Source organism: Bacillus sp. FDAARGOS_527 (assembly GCF_003812125.1).
Classification (GTDB): domain Bacteria; phylum Bacillota; class Bacilli; order Bacillales; family Bacillaceae_G; genus Bacillus_A; species Bacillus_A paranthracis.
This window is the reverse complement of the sequence record NZ_CP033795.1, coordinates 933554-949325: the sequence shown is the minus strand read 5'-3', so window position 1 is coordinate 949325 and position 15772 is coordinate 933554. Positions and strand designations below refer to the sequence as shown.

Here is a 15772-nt window from a genome sequence, read left to right as displayed (position 1 = left end):
GTACTGTAAAGATTAAATTAAAAAACTTCTAATAAACTATTTATTTCTATAGATTTTTTCTATAGTTAGAAGAAAAAGGGGCAACTTGCCATGAATCTCTTAAAATTAGAAATTGTAGTGCTTATTAAGAAATACAAAAAGCTCACGATTGTTGCAGAACAGCTTGGTGTTAAACAACCTACTATTACATTCCATATAAAAAGCTTAGAAGAGGAGCTCGGTGTACCTTTATTTGAATTACGTTCTGGAAGATATTTCTTAACAGAGGCTGGCGAGGCATTGCATCATTATGCTTGTAAAATAGATGCGCTTATGAAAGAAGCTAGGCGAGTCACGCAAGAGTTTAAAGATTTTCATAAAGGAGCTATAACAATTGGCGCTAGTTATGTACCAGCGACATATCTTTTACCAGAAATTGTTCATCAATTTCAATGTGAATTTCCAAATATAAAAATAACACTCATGGTAAAAACAGCTCCTGAAATTCGAACGATGCTACAAAATCATGAAATTGATCTCGGTGTAATTTCAGCAGCACCGTTTGATGAATCACTTTTAAAACAGACGAATGTAATGCCTGATACACTTGTTCTTGCTTTCTCCAAAGAACATCATTTTTCAAAAAAAGAAAATGTATCATTACAAGATATCGAAAAGGAACGGATATTACTACATCGTAATCCATCTACAACGAGAGATTTACTTACAAAATGGATGTTAGCTCATAACATTACATTCCAATCAGAAATTGAATTAGATTCATTAGAAACGATGAAACAAATTTTAAAATACGGTAATGGGGTTGCCTTTATTTCTAAACTTGCTATTGAACAAGAAGTACAACGAAATGAACTACGCTACATACCCATCCCTGAATTTGAATTTCAACGTAACATTTATACGATTCATCATGAGGACAGGTGGAATTCTAAAATTATTTCTTTTTTACTACATAACATCACTTCTTATGCAACAAAGAATTAAAAGACTGTCGCTTTACACGACAGTCTTTTAAGCTATAACTCTATTTATTTTTCTTCGCTTCAATTTTTGCTTGCGCCTCTTCAGCCTTATCTAATGCTTCTGAAACTTTTTTCTCTTTTTCTTTCACATCATCTATACTATCTACAGCTTTAATGAGTTTATCAATTCCTTCTTCTTCTACTTTTCTACGTTTTGCTACTCTTTCATTTACTTTCTCTTCTACATCTTTTGCTTTTTGAAGCATATTCTCTGCATTTGATGTTACAGCTGTTTCAAGTGCATCGTCTTTTTTCATTTGTAACACTTCATTTGCAATGTCTTTCGCTTCTAAATACTTACCGTCTTTTAATGCCGTTGCTCCATTATCCATTTTCTCGGCCATTTCTTTATATGATTTCGCTTCATTTCCCGATTTCTCTTTTTCTGCTTTTTCAAACCACATTGTTGCATCACTATATTTTTCATCTTTCAATGATTGCATACCTGTTTCAATATATGTGTCATAATTACTACATCCAGCCATTACGACTAACAGAAAAAGCATAACAAAACTTAATTTTTTCATGCTGTTGTCTCCTTTTCTTTGCCTACTCACTTTACTTTAACATACATGAAAAAGAGTTTCAAAAACTAAAATACTGATTTGGTCATTTTTATTATTTTCTCGTTTTTAAGCCGACACATCCACTTGTTTTTTCGCCATATGTTGCCTTACTCCAACTAATACAACTAACAATAAACCTCCGCCTATTGTCATCATAACAATGCTAGTTGGCAACATATCTAACAATAATCCATATACAATCATACCGAGCGGTGCAATTGCAGTCGCAATTGTTTCAAGTAAGCCAAATACACGCCCTAAGTAGCTCGGATCTGTCGTTTTTTGCATATGTACTTGCATCGGAATATTTACAATCATAATTGCTATACCAGTTAACATCATGAAAGCAATATAGTAAATAAAACTTGCTACTTTTGGAATGGTAACTAACAACGGGAAGACTGTACATAAACTTAAACCTGCAAACAAAAACAGTCCAGTATAAATAGAACGAAACGGATTATTCACTTCTTTACGCACTGATAAAGTAATCGCACCCATTAGCATTCCGACTGCTAACATTCCCTCTACAGTTCCGAGTTGCTTTGAAGATAAATGCAATGTACGTATGATAATGTATGGCAGTGCAACGGTTAGCCCACAAGCAAAAAAGTTTACCCACAATGCTATTTTCATTAAACCATATATTTCATGTTGTCGTTTTACATATGAAAAACCTTCTTTTATACTCGTCAAGAATTGTTCTTTACTCTCAGCCACTACTTTTTTATATAAATCAAATACAATAAATAATTGCAAAATAACCGCTAAAAAGAACGTAATACTATTTAACAAAAAGAACGACTGAATTGAAAAGAAACCAAATACTACTCCGCCAATAATTGGTCCTAAAATATTTGATAAAGAAGCTGCCGTTTGATTTAAAGCACTCGCTTTTTGAATACGCCCCTCATCTACTAAATTAGGAATAGACGAAGTTAATGCAACAGAATAAAAACTTGCACAAATTGATAATAATGCTGCTGAAACATAAATAAAAAGAAGTGATGGTCCAAATATAGTAGCAAGGATAAACATGATAAGCATCGTTAAACTACTTAATAAATCCGTACCAATGACAAGCCATCTTCGACTCACACGGTCAGCTACAGCACCAGCAATTGGTCCACAAATCATCCGTGGAAGTGACCCGCAAACGAGTGTAGTAGCAAAGCCCATCCCAGAACCCGTTGTCTTTAATACATATAACCCCATTGCGAACGTATAAATACCTGCGCCTAATAAAGACGTCATTTTTCCAATCATCATTAAAATGATATTTCTCGTTGCAATCTTCATTCTTGAATCATTTTGATCTATACTTACATCTTCCATTATGACACTCTCCCTTTAAAAGTTAAATTGTGTTAAACTTATTATATAATCAACTTTCCAATTATTACAACAAAAAGTTTAATTGTATTTAACTTTTTAATTATAAAGGAGCTACAATATGGCAACTCTCGGAGAAAAAATTAAAGCATTACGTAAAGAAAAAAAACTTACACAAACTGAACTAGCAGGTTCAGAATTGACAAAAAGTATGCTTAGTCAAATTGAAAATGGAAAAGCTACACCTTCTATGAAAACATTACAATATATTGCAGAAAAACTTGAATGTGAACCGAGCTTTTTATTAGAAGAAGATGAAGGAAAAATTGTAGAACTCATTCAAAAAATGGAGCCACTAATAAAGGCAAATGGCGATGAAGTATACAAAACTTTACTACCTATCGTTCAAACAGATTTACCTCCAACTTTAAATACAGCACGTTTATATAAACAGTTCATAACTGGAGCGGCTATTATGAACGATTATAATATTGCATATTACGTTGAAACAGCTGTTTCTATATTTGAAAAATATACTTTGTATCGCGAAAGTACTGAAACGAAACTACTGTTTTACTATATGCTCTTCAAACGTAAAAAATATAAAGAATGTTTACAGTTGATCGCCACAATTCGTGATGAATATAAGGCGAAGAATTTAGAAATGGATCTTATTACACATATACAACTATACTTAAAAGAGGCAATTATTTTACTCGCATACGGCAATTATGAAAAATGTGAAAAAGTCATTTTAGATGCACTTGCATTTTCAAAAAAACATCAAGTGTATTATAAAACAGATGAATTTTACCGTATTTTATCTTATCAAAAAATCATTGTAGCTGATAAAGAACGATATTTATATTACATAAAAAAATCGGAGCAATTTGCCATTTTTACAGAAGATACTTTATCCGCTGCAAATGTAGATATATTAAAAGCTTATTACTACAACACTGTTACGAATGAATATACAATCGCATTGGAACATCTAGAACAATTTCGAGAAAAACTAAAAAATGATCCAATTTTCCAAGACGATGGGCTGTATTATCTTGAAAAAGGAAAATCTTTGTATGGTTTAAAACGTTATAAGGAAGCTTTGGAAACATTAAAACACGCTACCATACCAGATTATATGAATCATCCACTTGATCAATCGTGGGTATTAACAGCTGGGTCTTATCGTGCCCTTTGCTATATAGAACTTCAAGATAAAAAATCTGCCTTAACAGAGGCAAAAGAAGCTGTTCAAGCAATAGATAGCTATCCTGATTCGATCTTCACTTCATTTATTAAAGAAACATTACAAATAATACAAAAACTTTAAGAATGTCTCGAAATGGTATATTATTCCTCTTTTTTAGCAAAGATAATAATGATGGGAGGAATATAAATGAATATTCAACGTGCAAAAGAGCTTTCTGTGTCAGCGGAGCAAGCGAATGTTAGTTTTCAAGGCATGCCTGTTATGATTCAACACGTCGACGAGAGCAATGAAACCGCCCGCATATATGAAGTAAAAAACCCAGGACGCGAATTAACAGTTCCAGTTAATAGCTTAGAGGAAATATAAGAAATGCCACTTCATTTTTGAAGTGGCATTTTTCTTTTTCTATATAAATGTCATTCCTATTTTCTCTTTAGTAATCCATACAAACCAATACAAATTACAATGAAGCCTACTATTCCACAAGCTAGTTTTATAAATATGTCTCTTGTTTCATAGCTTCTAACTTCGACTACACTCTTTTTCAGACGTTTCATTTCCTTTTGCTCACTTTCTACTCGCTCCCCATATACTAACAAACGATATTTACTTGATGTATATGGCTCACATGTAAGCAGTGTAACTTTGTCTTTTCCTTTTACTACATTTAATTTATCCACTTGATTTGGATTAATGATTTCACGTCCAATTATTTTATACACGTGCTTCTTTCCAAATACCTTTACATAGAATACGTCTCCTTCCCTTAACCGATCCAGATGACGAAACATCGTTGCTCCGTGATATCCACGATGTCCTGCCAATACAGCATGTGTATCTTTCCCGCCAATCGGTAAAGAAGTCCCTTCAATTTGCCCTACTCCTTTACTTAAGTTTTCTTGACTTGCTCCTAAGTAAATTGGCAATTCCTCATTTATTTTCGGAATAGAAATCGTACCAAATATTTCATCTTTGTTTATAAAATTTAACGGTTCCGTACTTATTTCATCATCCTGTACAAATGGGTCACTCATTTTGAAAATAGTTTTCCCTAACGATTTATTATATGTTTCCATCTTTCGAAACTTCTCATTTACATCTTCTATTTTTAAATCATCAACCATTTTTTCATAACGTATCACTTCTGTCTTATATACATACTTGTTTATATAATTAGCAATTATTGGATATAAAAATAGGGATAATCCTGTAAGAAACAATATTACGCTTATAACTCCCCTTCTCACACACTCACCACACAATACATACTATTTTCGTTTTTTTAAATAGATTATTAGAAGGATCATGCAAATAATACCAATAGGAAAAACGATCATCCAATCTTCTAAAATGAAAGGTTTTGTAATCATTTCTTTTTCTCTAACATCATATGGAACACGGTGTCCTCTCACTAGTAACCTGTGCGTGTTCACTCCATAAGGGGTACACGTAATTAATGTTGCGTAATCTTGTCCTTGTACTACTAATAAATCTTCTGTCTCATTTGGTAACACAACTTTTATTTGATCTACCTGATAGGCAAGTACTTTATCTAATGTATGAATATAAAATATATCTTTCTTTTCAATTTTGTCTAAATGAGTAAACATTAGCGCTGAAGGTAAACCGCGATGTCCCGTTAAAACTGTATGCGTATTTTCTCCTCCTACTGGTAATGAGGTTTCATTCAACTGACCAATCCCACGGCTTAACACTTCTTCTGTTGTCCCTTGATAAATTGGAAGGTTCACATCAATTTTTGGAATTTCAATATACCCCATAACATCACCAACATTTAACATATCCACAGTAGAACTTTTACGTTCACCATCCTTTTCCCGAAAAGGATCTGCAAATGTTTGCGTTGTATTTTGGACCTTCTTATTATACTCTCGTGCTTCCATTTCTTTACGATCAATCTCTTCCTGCTCCAGCCTCTTTATCGCTTCATCATATGTACTTACTTCTGAATAATGTGTTCTTGTTGCAAACCAATTACTTACAGTTGGATAGAGAAATATACTTAATCCTAGTAAAAAAATACTTCCAAAAATTATATTTCGTTTCATAATAGCCTCTTTCACTACGGATAAAATATGGAAAAGAGGAAAGCAATATGCCTTTCCTCTTTTCTAAACTCAATTATTATAAACATATAAATTAAGAATTTTTTACAGGTTTTTTTCTAAAGAAAATAAATGTCGCTACCGCCATTAGTATAAGGCCCACTACTGTGAAGAGAATTGTACCCATACCACCTGTTGCTGGAATAATCCAACCGCTCTTATTATTCTCAACTTGTAGCTCTATTTTTTGGTGTTTTTCATCAAGTGTAATATTAATCGGATCTCTTAACTTTTGATAGTGTTCGACTGCACCGTCTTTATCTTTATACTTTGGTGCTTCCGTCTCAACAATTTGATATTCACCGTACGGGATCTCATTCCATGTAATAATACCATTTGCATCTGTTATATCATTCATTTCTTTCCCATTAACTTTTATAACATTACCTTTTTTATCTTGTAATTGGAACTTCGCACCTTCTAATTTAAGCGTCTTATCCTTACCATCAACTTTTTCAATTTTAATATTTCCCGCTGTCGGTGTGACCACCACTTCATTAGATGGCTTTCCATCTTTTTCTGATGAAACATCATCTTTGTTTACAAAATCAAGTACTGCTTTGTTTGGAATTTTCACTCCAGATTCAACATCACTTTTAATTTTTGCAGTAATTTGCAAATGAAGTTCTTTCCCATTAATTTTTGAAAAATCTTCAATTGTAGCGGTTACTTTTTGACCTTCTACAACTACTTTTACACTACCATCTTCAACTTTCTTTCCGTCAACCATAACAATTGGTAGGCCTTTTATTTCCAAACGATCATCTAAAATATCTTTTACAACATATTTTTTATATGATTGAATATCTTCAGGAAGTAGTGTTTTAATATCATACGTATAATCTGTCTCTTTATTAATTCCAGCTACTTTTGAACCGTTATTTATACTTTTAGTAATGGTAGGTTCTTTATAGTTCTTTATATCATCCAGCTTAACGACTTCACCAGATTCCTTAATAGAGAAAGGACGCTCCTCTTTACTAGTTAAATAACCTGTTGGAGCCTTATGCTCAATAAAATAATAATAATCCCCATATTCTAGAGAATCTACACGAACTTTACCATCTTCCCCTGTTACTAATGAACTCGGTGTCTTAACTTGTGTGCTTGTTCCATCTTTATTCTTTTTAAATAAATGGAATTCTGCATCTTTTAATACTTTACCGGCTTCACCTTTTTTTACGAATTCTACTGAACCACGTTTTGTTTCATTTTTAGGGTAAATATGAACATCGTAATTTAAATCTTTACCGTCTGCACTTGTCATTGGAATATCGACAATAAAAGTAGTCTTATCCAACGCAATATGTTTTGGACCCTCAATTGCTTTTACTTCATAACGTCCTAGCGGAAGATTTGAAAAAACAGCTTCCCCTTTTGCGTTTGTTACCTTTGTTATTGCAGCGTCTTTTACTGGTTTTGCATCTTCTTTTATAACAGTTCCATCATTTGAAATTTTTTCAAATGACTCAATTCGTTTAATTTCAAAAGTTACACCTTCTAAAGGTTTTGCATCTTCTGGAACAGTTTGTCCTTCTTTTCCATTACCTTCTGTAGTTGTTTTTAATTCTTTACTTTGTTCAAACTTGTGAATCGTTAAAGTACCTGTACTTTTTGATTCCGCACTAACAATCATGTTAGATAACGTCGAAAAAGCTAACGTACAGATTAAAAATAAACTAAAAATCTTTTTCATTGTTGTCCACTCCCTATCATTTGCATTGCCTTTGTTATTTCTATCTCTCATTATTTCTCTTTCTAACAAAGAGGAACAATGTAACAAACATCAATATTCCACCAATTACATAATAAATAATTGTCCCTATTCCACCAGTCTCTGGAATAACAAATTCACTCTTTTTATTTACTACTCTTATTTTTTGTGAATCCATTCCAGATTTCACTTCAATTTCTACTGGTTCTCTCATTAACATATATCCATTTGGTGCTTGTACTTCTTTTAATGTATATTTGCCAACCATTAATGGAATAGAAGTTGCCAAACCATCTTTATTGGTTGTTAATTTACATACTATGGTTCCATCTTTACTAATCACATCAAATACTGCGCCTTCCAATTTGAGATTTTCATCGTTCGCATCTACTTTTTCAATTTCAAACTTCCCTAATATTGGTGGTACTATGAATACTTCATTTGACACAAATTTTTTCTGATCAAACAGTAATTCCGCTTTATTTGGAATACCATCATTCGCATTGTATTTCGTTTGTGTGTCTGCATTCACATTAGCGCTTAGTCTTGACTTAATATGCATTGTATACGATTGATTCGCAAGATAAGTATAATTTCCGTCCTGCTTCGGTAACTCAATACTTACTTTCTTTAATTGTTTATCAATTTGCGGTATAACTTCTATTTCTTCTCCATCGCTGTTTACAAGTTTTACTTGTAAGATAGTTAAAATATCCTCTAAGTCATCCTGCAATACTACTTTTTCAAGGTTCATAACGTCATTACCAAAATTATAGTTTACATGCCATGTAAACTCTTCATCTATACTTTGTAATGTCGCTTTTTCCACTTCTTTTTCATCTGCATCCGAAACCATCTTTCTTACTTTAGGTTCCTTTGCTTCCACATTCGTTTTTACATTCGGTTTTTGTGGAGGTAAATCTTCATTATCTGGTGTTTTTCCCTCAACAACTGCTATGTTCTCAATTTCCTTCGTTTTTAATGCATCTTGCGTAACTTTCACTTTAAAAGTTACTGTTCGTTCTTCTGTATCAAGTACGTCGCCAAAGTTTACTTTAACCGTATTATCCTCATACGATCCTTCATCTTCGTCAACTGCATCTGTCAATAGATTCCCATTCAATTTCATACTACCAGCTATATATTCTATACCTTCAGGAAGTTTATCTATTAGACGCATATCTTTAATAAGCCCATTTTCCACCTTATTTCGAGCTTTAATTTGATACTCAAATTCATCATTGACATGAAATTTTTCTTGCTTTATACCAATAATCTCTTTCTTCGATTCTAGTTGTCCAGACAACGGATCAACCGGCGTTTCAACTTCTGGTTTCTCCTTATCTTTCGAACTATCAGTCTCAACTATTGCTATATTTTTTATTTTCTTATTTGCCATCTCCGGCTTTACAACAACTTCAAACGTGATTGCTTTCTCTTGCTCACCTTTAAGATCGCCGAAATGAGCATAAATCGTTCCATCTTTTATATGTGCATAATCTTCATCTTCAACATCCGTTTGTTCCTTTCCGTTTATCTTTAACGTGTTCGGAACATACTCTACTCCTTCAGGAAGGTTATCCGTAATTTTAACTGCCTTTAAGATAGAATCTGGCACACTATTTTTAGTATGAATTGTATATTCTAGTTTGTCGCCAACTTTCAGCGTACCGCCGTTTATATCTTTAGCTAGTTTAGTGGCTACTAACTTCCCAGGCTTCTCTTCTCGTTCGGGTAATACTTTAACCACTACTTTATTAGAATCGTTAGCTTCAACCTGACTTCCTGTTAACTCATCAATCCCTTGAACGACAGCGATATTAGGAACTTCTGTTTCTACCTTTTCTCCCCTTAGTTTCGCTTTAAATTCAATGATTGTCTCAGGTGTTTTATCCGTATAGATTCCACCTTTTGTAGCAATTGCTCCTTCACCAATTCTTATTGTTAACTTTCTTGTCTTTGCATCATAGTCAACTTGTTCTATTTCATTTCCAGCATTCGGACCAGAAATGATTTTCGCCGAATTTGGTACAAATTCTAGACGCGAATCTAAAACATCTTCAATTTTTGTATCAACAGAACTCGAATTCGGTTCAATGTTTTTCACCCGTAAACGATATGTAACCTCATCACCTGGCTCATACTTTTCTTTTGCATCTACTACTTCCTTATCGATGACAAGCTCTGGCGCTGTTGCATTTACTGCAAAAGCTAATGTGTTTAAGACGTAGTCATCACCAGCTGTCGCAGCTTTTAGGCGTATTTCCTTTTGCTCTGGTTTAATATATCCTGCTGGTAACTTGATTAAATCTGCATCAACTCCCAAATTATTTTTATAATCTGGATTAAATGTACCTGGATACTTATCTCGCATATGTTCCTCATATTCAGAAATAGTGGAATTGAATATATTACCTGTTGGATTCAGCTTATCAGTAACTTCCTTCCAAGTATTATCTGTATGAACAAAGAGTTTATCACCTTTCCAATATCTATCACCTTGGACAGCAAAAACAGAAACTTTTGGATCTAAATCTCCAGTTTTTGAAGCAAGAAAGTTTTTCACAGTGAATTCTTTTTCACCAGATCCAGTAGCTCTTTTCAATCCACCATCATAAACAGTAAATGCTTTTCTTGTTTTTGACTTATCTTTCGTGATCACTAGCATGTACCATCCGGCAAAAGAATAATATCCATAATTATACGCAAGCTTTGTATTTGGATAAGGAATATTTGCTAAAGTATAGCTTCCTCCTTTTGAATTAGAGGACTGTAAAAGCTTTGTAACATCTGCATAGTTAGAATAATAAGTACCATCAATACCGAAACCATAAAGCAAGCCACTTCCGTAATACGTATTACTTGGTTTTACTTGAAAGCTCTTCCCCGCCGGAGTCGTGAACTTAACTGGTGCTACATACTGTTGCTGCGTTAATTCATAACGTGTTGAACTCCAATATAATCCAGCCCATTCAATTTCAGCATCTTCTGGAACAGGAATATATGCCTTAGATGAATTTGTAGTTGTTGGGTCATCATCTACATCAATGAGTTCACGGGTATAGCCATTCGGTGCTGTATACGCAGTATTCGTTATATCAGAATACAACGCCGTTTTCTTTTGAGCTTCAGTGGCTTTAATACCTAAATTGACATTACCAGTAGAATACATATCACCTTTATGAATGGATTGATAAGTTGGTGTGTCAAACCCTTCTTCATCTGTAACTGCTGCCATTGCCGTATCAATCGGACTTAAAAACTGTAATTGGGATAATAGAAAGAGTAAACTCATAACAACTACAAATGCATTTAATACTTTTTTATTTTCTTTTATCCTACTGTGCAAAGAGGTCACCTCCTTCAATAAATTTTACTAACATATTATATATATATACTTTATATGTATTATTCTAATATAAATCACATATTTTGTTAACAAAATATGTGATTTTTTCCTATTTTAAACATTTATATATAAAGATATTTATATTCAGAGATAAAAAATTTCGAATATCAATATAGAAACCATCTTACTTCATTCAAGTGACAATAAAAAAAAACGAAATATTAATAAGAAGCCATAACTTCTTTTCTATTTATTACATGCTAAACTAGATGAAAAGGGGGAATCTATATGAAAAATAATTTACAAAAAACAAGTCATTATTATGCAGTTATATTCACTTCTAATTTATCAAATGATACAACAGACTATAATGCCACTTCTGACAAAATGGAGGAACTTGCAAAGCAGCAACCTGGATTTCTAGGTGTAGAAAGTGCACGAAATCATTCAGGGCTCGGAATCACAATTTCTTATTGGGAATCACTTGAGGCGATTGAAAATTGGAAACAGAATGCCTTACATAAAGAAGCGAAAGAAAGGGGCCGTGAGCAATGGTATGAAAACTTCCACCTTCGTATCTGCCTTGTTGAGAAAGAATTTAAATTTCATAGAGGTACTTTATAACGATGAAGAAAAAATTAGCTCTCGTTGTTGTTCATGAGATATATGGTGTGAACGACCATATGCATCACGTTACCGACCACTTCACTTCATCTCATATAGATGTATTTTGTCCTAATCTGCTACAATCGCAACCTGCATTTCCTTATAGTGATGAAGAAAAAGCATATCATTTTTTTATGAATCATATTGGATTTGAAGATGGAAAAAAGCAAATTGAAACATTCATTACTCATCTTTCTAGTCGTTACACGCATATTGGACTTATCGGCTTTAGTGTTGGTGCTACCATCTCATGGCTATGTAGTAACAATCCGAAAATAGATTTTATTATCGGATGTTACGGTTCTCGTATACGTGACTATATTCATATGAAACCATCATGTGCTACCTTACTTATTTTCCCTGAAAAAGAAGCTAGTTTTTCAGTACCCTCTTTCATTCAATCGTTGCAGCAACAAAAGAATCCTTTATTAGAAATACAGCAACTACCTGGTGAACATGGTTTTCTAAATCCGTACACTGAAAAATATAACAGGCACTCTACAAATCAAGCATATAATTTAATAGAGTCATTTCTTGTAAAAAACACTCTTATAAAGGAGATGTAAATGACACTTACATTACTCTTACTTATTTTCATATTCATTGCCTTTTTCTCAGTACTAACTATTATTTTAGCAACTGTAAAAAAGGGGGCGTTTTCCAAACGCCCCTACTTACAATCTATTATCGTTTGCATTTTATTTTTTACAAATTGGATTTTATATTTAACATCTTTTTATACGTTATTCCCTGAGAAAATTAACGGGTTCCTATTCCTGCCCATTTGGTTTTTCCTTTGTATTTTAGGTCTTGTCACTTTCTGGCGCGAATGGAGAAACAACCGTGTGTTCTCCATATGTATCGGTTTTCTTTCCTTTATTAGTTTTTTATTTGGGGTATTGTTGTGAGTTCTTTCGGGGATGTGATAGAAAAAGGAAGAAAAGCCAGCATTCAACTTTTCTTCCTTTTATGTTTACCTTTAGCTTTCACTGTCACTGATTCACAAGGTGTATAATATATTTGAGGTGTCGCCTTATCAACAAACATCATAAACGTAATAAAGCCGATAATAAAGAAAATAAACAACGTTAACAAAATTGCTCCTATCGTTAAAAGTATCATAACACCACCCCTATATTTTTCATGTTATTACACTTTTCGCTATTATATGAGCGTAATCCTTTTTAGAAAAAGAAACGTAACAAAATAATCACAATCACACCAGTTAATACTGTACCTAATAAACTACGAGTATATATCGCTACAAGAAATGTTGGAATTGCTGCAATCAAGTAATCCCACTGCATCGTGTCATGCATAAATAAAACTTGCGCTAAAAGTGCTGCTAATATCGCGATTGGTATGTAATTTAACCATTTTAAACCCCATTCAGGAATTTGTAGTTTGCTAAATACGAGTAGAGGTAAAATACGTGGCACGAGTGTAACAGCTCCTGCTGCTAGTAAAAGTAATAATACATCTAATCTCATTTCCATTTTTCAATCACCACTCCAATCGTCGCAGCTAATAATGTTGCGATAATAACCGCTATACTATCTGGCATAAATAAGTGTGAAACGTACGCAATTATAATCGCTACAATTGCAACAGTAAGATGAGTTGCCAGTTTCGGTTTACTACTTATGAGCTGAAGTACAAATAATCCGATAAACATTGCTGGTAATGCATAATCCATACCGTACGTATGCGGATCTGGTATCCATTCACCAAATAGCCCGCCGATAATAGTAGCAAGGATCCAATTTAAATAAGCCGTTACATTTAGCCCAATCATCCATCTTTCACCTAAATATCCTTTTTGCGCTGCATGCTGTACTGCAACGCCGAACGTTTCATCTGTAATTTGAGAACCAATTAGTAAGTTTTTAAATAGAGGCAGTTTCGTAAAGTACGGCGCGAGCGCAGCACTCATAAGAAGGTGGCGCAAGTTAACAAAAAATACAGTAAAAATAATTGCTGAAGCAGGTGCACCAGCTGCATACATACCAGCTAATATAAATTGGGCAGAACCTGCATAAATTAAAGTGGACATAAACGCAATTTCAATAATGGAGAAACCTGCTGTTTTTGCAATTACACCGGCTGCTATACCGATGCTTAAATAGCCAAATACAGTTGGTAAACAATCTTTTACTCCTTGCTGAAATGTATCATCGCTCTGCAAAGCTACATGTGCCTGAGCTTTACTCATCTCTATCATCCTCCATTCCTTTCAAAGTTCGTTTTCCTGTCACGACATGAACTAAATCTATATTTTCACGCCACAACGTATCTAACTTATCAGCTCCAAATTCCTTCGTAATTTCTTCAACCATAATATCGTGCCGCACATACTCTGTAGCAACGAGAACTAGAGCTGGGTCATACGTTGTAACAGCCCATGAAGTGCTATCATTTGAGAAGTTCGCAATTAATACTTCTTCTCCGTCACGAGCAATTACAGTTAAATGACCACCCATTCTCTTTTCAACAACGTGAGGCGTCATATAATTATGGTGAAACGTCGCTCCTATTTTTGTTTCTGGAGCGCCAAATAAGATTGAAAATATATGTACACCTTCCTCTTCCTTTTGATGAATGTATGGCTCAATTTCATGCACTTGATCTTCCCATACAGAAATCCATAACTCTTCCTTCGCTCTATTAATTATATTGCATATTTCCTTCAAAACCCGATCATTTGAGCGAATATGCGAAATTACATCTATTTGTCGCTCTTGTTCTAAACTATTTAATTTCTCATCTAAAAATTCAAAGGACTTTTCAAAGTCTTTTCGCATTCGATTCATTAATTCGGTAGCTGGTACTGGTACATATTTAACTGGTTCAGAAGGTACAATATGTACCGCTCCTTTATCCATTAACTTACCGAGTACCTCGTAAATCATAGAACGAGGTACTCCTGTTTGTTTACTCACTTCATACCCAGTTACTGGGGAATGTTTTAGTAGTCCAATATACGCTTTACATTCGTACTGGGAAAAACCCAACTTTTGTAATTCTTTTATAATTTCATCCATCAGTACTCCTCACAATCTAAATCGCTCTAACCTCAAAGCGACGATTTTGCTTACCTTTACTTTTTACTTTATCAATAACAAGTGTTCCTATTTCACTCGTATTTTTCACATGTGTGCCTCCACAAGCTTGTTCGTCTAAATTTTCAATTGTAACAATGCGGATTTCTTGTATAGTAGTTGGTAGGAGGTTTATTGCGGTCTTAATCATTCCTACAGCATTTTCTGCTTCTTCGCGGCTCATATAACGAGTAGAAATTTCTTTATTTTGTTTAATAAGTTTATTCACTTCCTTAACAATTTCTTCTACTTCCACGCTCGATAACTCTTGTAACTCATTAAAATCGATACGTGCTTTGTCAGGATAAATTTGATTTCCAGTGCATAGAGCTCCATACTTTTCATAAACAACAGCTCCGATAAGATGCAGTAAAGAATGATGCCGCATTAAATTATGACGTCTTTCCCAATTAATCTCTAATTTAACGGGACCTAATTTTACTTGAGCTCCATCTTTTATATAGTGAACTATTTCTCCCTGCTCCTTCTTTACTTTTTGAACTTCAAATACAGACCCATCTTGTACAATGACACCCGTATCACATTCCTGCCCTCCACCAGTTGGATAAAAAACTGTTTCTTTTACAAATACTTTATTTTCTTCTACTTTTATCACTTCTGTTTCGCAACTCGTTTTGTATGCATCTTCTAAATATAATTCCGTTGTCATACTCTCACCTCTTTAG

General features: G+C 33.7%; 17 protein-coding genes. 6 read left to right on the top strand and 11 right to left on the bottom strand.

Annotation, left to right across the window (positions count from 1 at the left end; genetic code table 11):
• Nucleotides 1–90: 90 nt before the first annotated feature.
• Nucleotides 91–984 (top strand): LysR family transcriptional regulator, encoded by an 894-nt coding sequence (locus tag EGX95_RS07285; RefSeq protein ID WP_001050629.1) that lies wholly within the window; start codon nucleotides 91–93, stop codon nucleotides 982–984.
• A gap of 40 nt (nucleotides 985–1024) precedes the next feature.
• Here the strand turns inward: EGX95_RS07285 and EGX95_RS07280 are convergent, their stop codons facing one another.
• Together EGX95_RS07280 and EGX95_RS07275 are read right to left on the bottom strand one after the other, a co-directional pair.
• Nucleotides 1025–1549: a COG3014 family protein gene (locus EGX95_RS07280; protein ID WP_000736435.1), complete on the bottom strand. Its 525-nt coding sequence runs from the start codon at nucleotides 1547–1549 to the stop codon at nucleotides 1025–1027.
• 105 nt (nucleotides 1550–1654) lie between these two features.
• Nucleotides 1655–2923 carry an MFS transporter gene (locus EGX95_RS07275; RefSeq protein WP_000390438.1) on the bottom strand — a complete coding sequence of 423 codons (1269 nt, stop codon included), beginning with the start codon at nucleotides 2921–2923 and terminating at the stop codon, nucleotides 1655–1657.
• Nucleotides 2924–3041: 118 nt separating this feature from the next.
• Between EGX95_RS07275 and EGX95_RS07270 the strand changes: the two genes are divergently transcribed.
• Together EGX95_RS07270 and EGX95_RS07265 are read left to right on the top strand one after the other, a co-directional pair.
• Nucleotides 3042–4253 carry a helix-turn-helix domain-containing protein gene (locus EGX95_RS07270; RefSeq protein WP_000212359.1) on the top strand — a complete coding sequence of 404 codons (1212 nt, stop codon included), beginning with the start codon at nucleotides 3042–3044 and terminating at the stop codon, nucleotides 4251–4253.
• A gap of 66 nt (nucleotides 4254–4319) precedes the next feature.
• Complete coding sequence (locus tag EGX95_RS07265) at nucleotides 4320–4499, top strand: H-type small acid-soluble spore protein (RefSeq protein ID WP_001025740.1); 180 nt, start codon at nucleotides 4320–4322, stop codon at nucleotides 4497–4499.
• Nucleotides 4500–4555: 56 nt separating this feature from the next.
• Here EGX95_RS07265 and EGX95_RS07260 read toward each other — a convergent pair whose 3' ends face one another.
• The 4 genes from EGX95_RS07260 to EGX95_RS07245 all read right to left on the bottom strand — a co-directional run bounded on the left by EGX95_RS07260 (nucleotide 4556) and on the right by EGX95_RS07245 (nucleotide 11331).
• Nucleotides 4556–5380 (bottom strand): class C sortase, encoded by an 825-nt coding sequence (locus EGX95_RS07260; protein ID WP_033669822.1) that lies wholly within the window; start codon nucleotides 5378–5380, stop codon nucleotides 4556–4558.
• Between the two features lie 21 nt (nucleotides 5381–5401).
• Nucleotides 5402–6202 carry a class C sortase gene (locus EGX95_RS07255; RefSeq protein WP_000827790.1) on the bottom strand — a complete coding sequence of 267 codons (801 nt, stop codon included), beginning with the start codon at nucleotides 6200–6202 and terminating at the stop codon, nucleotides 5402–5404.
• A 91-nt stretch (nucleotides 6203–6293) separates the two neighbouring features.
• Nucleotides 6294–7955 (bottom strand): SpaH/EbpB family LPXTG-anchored major pilin, encoded by a 1662-nt coding sequence (locus EGX95_RS07250; protein WP_001992696.1) that lies wholly within the window; start codon nucleotides 7953–7955, stop codon nucleotides 6294–6296.
• Nucleotides 7956–7995: 40 nt separating this feature from the next.
• Nucleotides 7996–11331, bottom strand: a complete 3336-nt coding sequence (locus tag EGX95_RS07245) for an isopeptide-forming domain-containing fimbrial protein (RefSeq protein WP_235033574.1) — start codon at nucleotides 11329–11331, stop codon at nucleotides 7996–7998.
• 279 nt (nucleotides 11332–11610) lie between these two features.
• Here EGX95_RS07245 and EGX95_RS07240 point away from each other — a divergent pair, with 279 nt between their 5' ends.
• Genes EGX95_RS07240 through EGX95_RS07230 form a run of 3 tightly spaced genes read left to right on the top strand, consistent with a single transcriptional unit; the run spans nucleotide 11611 to nucleotide 12896 of the window.
• Nucleotides 11611–11946: an antibiotic biosynthesis monooxygenase family protein gene (locus tag EGX95_RS07240; protein ID WP_000794575.1), complete on the top strand. Its 336-nt coding sequence runs from the start codon at nucleotides 11611–11613 to the stop codon at nucleotides 11944–11946.
• Between the two features lie 2 nt (nucleotides 11947–11948).
• Nucleotides 11949–12554, top strand: coding sequence for a dienelactone hydrolase family protein (locus EGX95_RS07235; protein ID WP_000727633.1), 606 nt, complete (start codon nucleotides 11949–11951; stop codon nucleotides 12552–12554).
• Nucleotides 12555–12896 carry a hypothetical protein gene (locus EGX95_RS07230; protein WP_043896954.1) on the top strand — a complete coding sequence of 114 codons (342 nt, stop codon included), beginning with the start codon at nucleotides 12555–12557 and terminating at the stop codon, nucleotides 12894–12896.
• A 43-nt stretch (nucleotides 12897–12939) separates the two neighbouring features.
• On the opposite strand, the gene EGX95_RS07225 is transcribed toward EGX95_RS07230, so the two are convergent.
• From EGX95_RS07225 to EGX95_RS07205, 5 genes are all read right to left on the bottom strand, one after another.
• Nucleotides 12940–13110: a DUF3951 domain-containing protein gene (locus EGX95_RS07225; protein ID WP_000602230.1), complete on the bottom strand. Its 171-nt coding sequence runs from the start codon at nucleotides 13108–13110 to the stop codon at nucleotides 12940–12942.
• Nucleotides 13111–13172: 62 nt separating this feature from the next.
• Entirely contained in the window at nucleotides 13173–13484 is a 312-nt protein-coding gene (locus tag EGX95_RS07220; RefSeq protein WP_000425951.1) for an AzlD domain-containing protein, read from the bottom strand.
• Nucleotides 13475–14200: an AzlC family ABC transporter permease gene (locus EGX95_RS07215; RefSeq protein WP_000030486.1), complete on the bottom strand. Its 726-nt coding sequence runs from the start codon at nucleotides 14198–14200 to the stop codon at nucleotides 13475–13477. Before EGX95_RS07215 ends, EGX95_RS07220 begins: the two co-directional genes overlap by 10 nt.
• Complete coding sequence (locus tag EGX95_RS07210; RefSeq protein ID WP_000343378.1) at nucleotides 14193–15029, bottom strand: TrmB family transcriptional regulator; 837 nt, start codon at nucleotides 15027–15029, stop codon at nucleotides 14193–14195. Before EGX95_RS07210 ends, EGX95_RS07215 begins: the two co-directional genes overlap by 8 nt.
• 16 nt (nucleotides 15030–15045) lie before the next feature.
• Nucleotides 15046–15756 carry an alanyl-tRNA editing protein gene (locus EGX95_RS07205; RefSeq protein WP_000206094.1) on the bottom strand — a complete coding sequence of 237 codons (711 nt, stop codon included), beginning with the start codon at nucleotides 15754–15756 and terminating at the stop codon, nucleotides 15046–15048.
• Nucleotides 15757–15772 lie beyond the last annotated feature (16 nt).

Coding starts and splice junctions, on each gene's coding strand:
- EGX95_RS07220 (WP_000425951.1), bottom strand. CDS start 13,484: ATGGAAATGAGATTAGATGTATTATTACTTTTACTAGCAGCAGGAGCT.
- EGX95_RS07265 (WP_001025740.1), top strand. CDS start 4,320: ATGAATATTCAACGTGCAAAAGAGCTTTCTGTGTCAGCGGAGCAAGCG.
- EGX95_RS07235 (WP_000727633.1), top strand. CDS start 11,949: ATGAAGAAAAAATTAGCTCTCGTTGTTGTTCATGAGATATATGGTGTG.
- EGX95_RS07280 (WP_000736435.1), bottom strand. CDS start 1,549: ATGAAAAAATTAAGTTTTGTTATGCTTTTTCTGTTAGTCGTAATGGCT.
- EGX95_RS07285 (WP_001050629.1), top strand. CDS start 91: ATGAATCTCTTAAAATTAGAAATTGTAGTGCTTATTAAGAAATACAAA.
- EGX95_RS07240 (WP_000794575.1), top strand. CDS start 11,611: ATGAAAAATAATTTACAAAAAACAAGTCATTATTATGCAGTTATATTC.
- EGX95_RS07205 (WP_000206094.1), bottom strand. CDS start 15,756: ATGACAACGGAATTATATTTAGAAGATGCATACAAAACGAGTTGCGAA.
- EGX95_RS07230 (WP_043896954.1), top strand. CDS start 12,555: ATGACACTTACATTACTCTTACTTATTTTCATATTCATTGCCTTTTTC.
- EGX95_RS07215 (WP_000030486.1), bottom strand. CDS start 14,200: ATGAGTAAAGCTCAGGCACATGTAGCTTTGCAGAGCGATGATACATTT.
- EGX95_RS07210 (WP_000343378.1), bottom strand. CDS start 15,029: ATGGATGAAATTATAAAAGAATTACAAAAGTTGGGTTTTTCCCAGTAC.
- EGX95_RS07255 (WP_000827790.1), bottom strand. CDS start 6,202: ATGAAACGAAATATAATTTTTGGAAGTATTTTTTTACTAGGATTAAGT.
- EGX95_RS07275 (WP_000390438.1), bottom strand. CDS start 2,923: ATGGAAGATGTAAGTATAGATCAAAATGATTCAAGAATGAAGATTGCA.
- EGX95_RS07225 (WP_000602230.1), bottom strand. CDS start 13,110: ATGATACTTTTAACGATAGGAGCAATTTTGTTAACGTTGTTTATTTTC.
- EGX95_RS07250 (WP_001992696.1), bottom strand. CDS start 7,955: ATGAAAAAGATTTTTAGTTTATTTTTAATCTGTACGTTAGCTTTTTCG.
- EGX95_RS07270 (WP_000212359.1), top strand. CDS start 3,042: ATGGCAACTCTCGGAGAAAAAATTAAAGCATTACGTAAAGAAAAAAAA.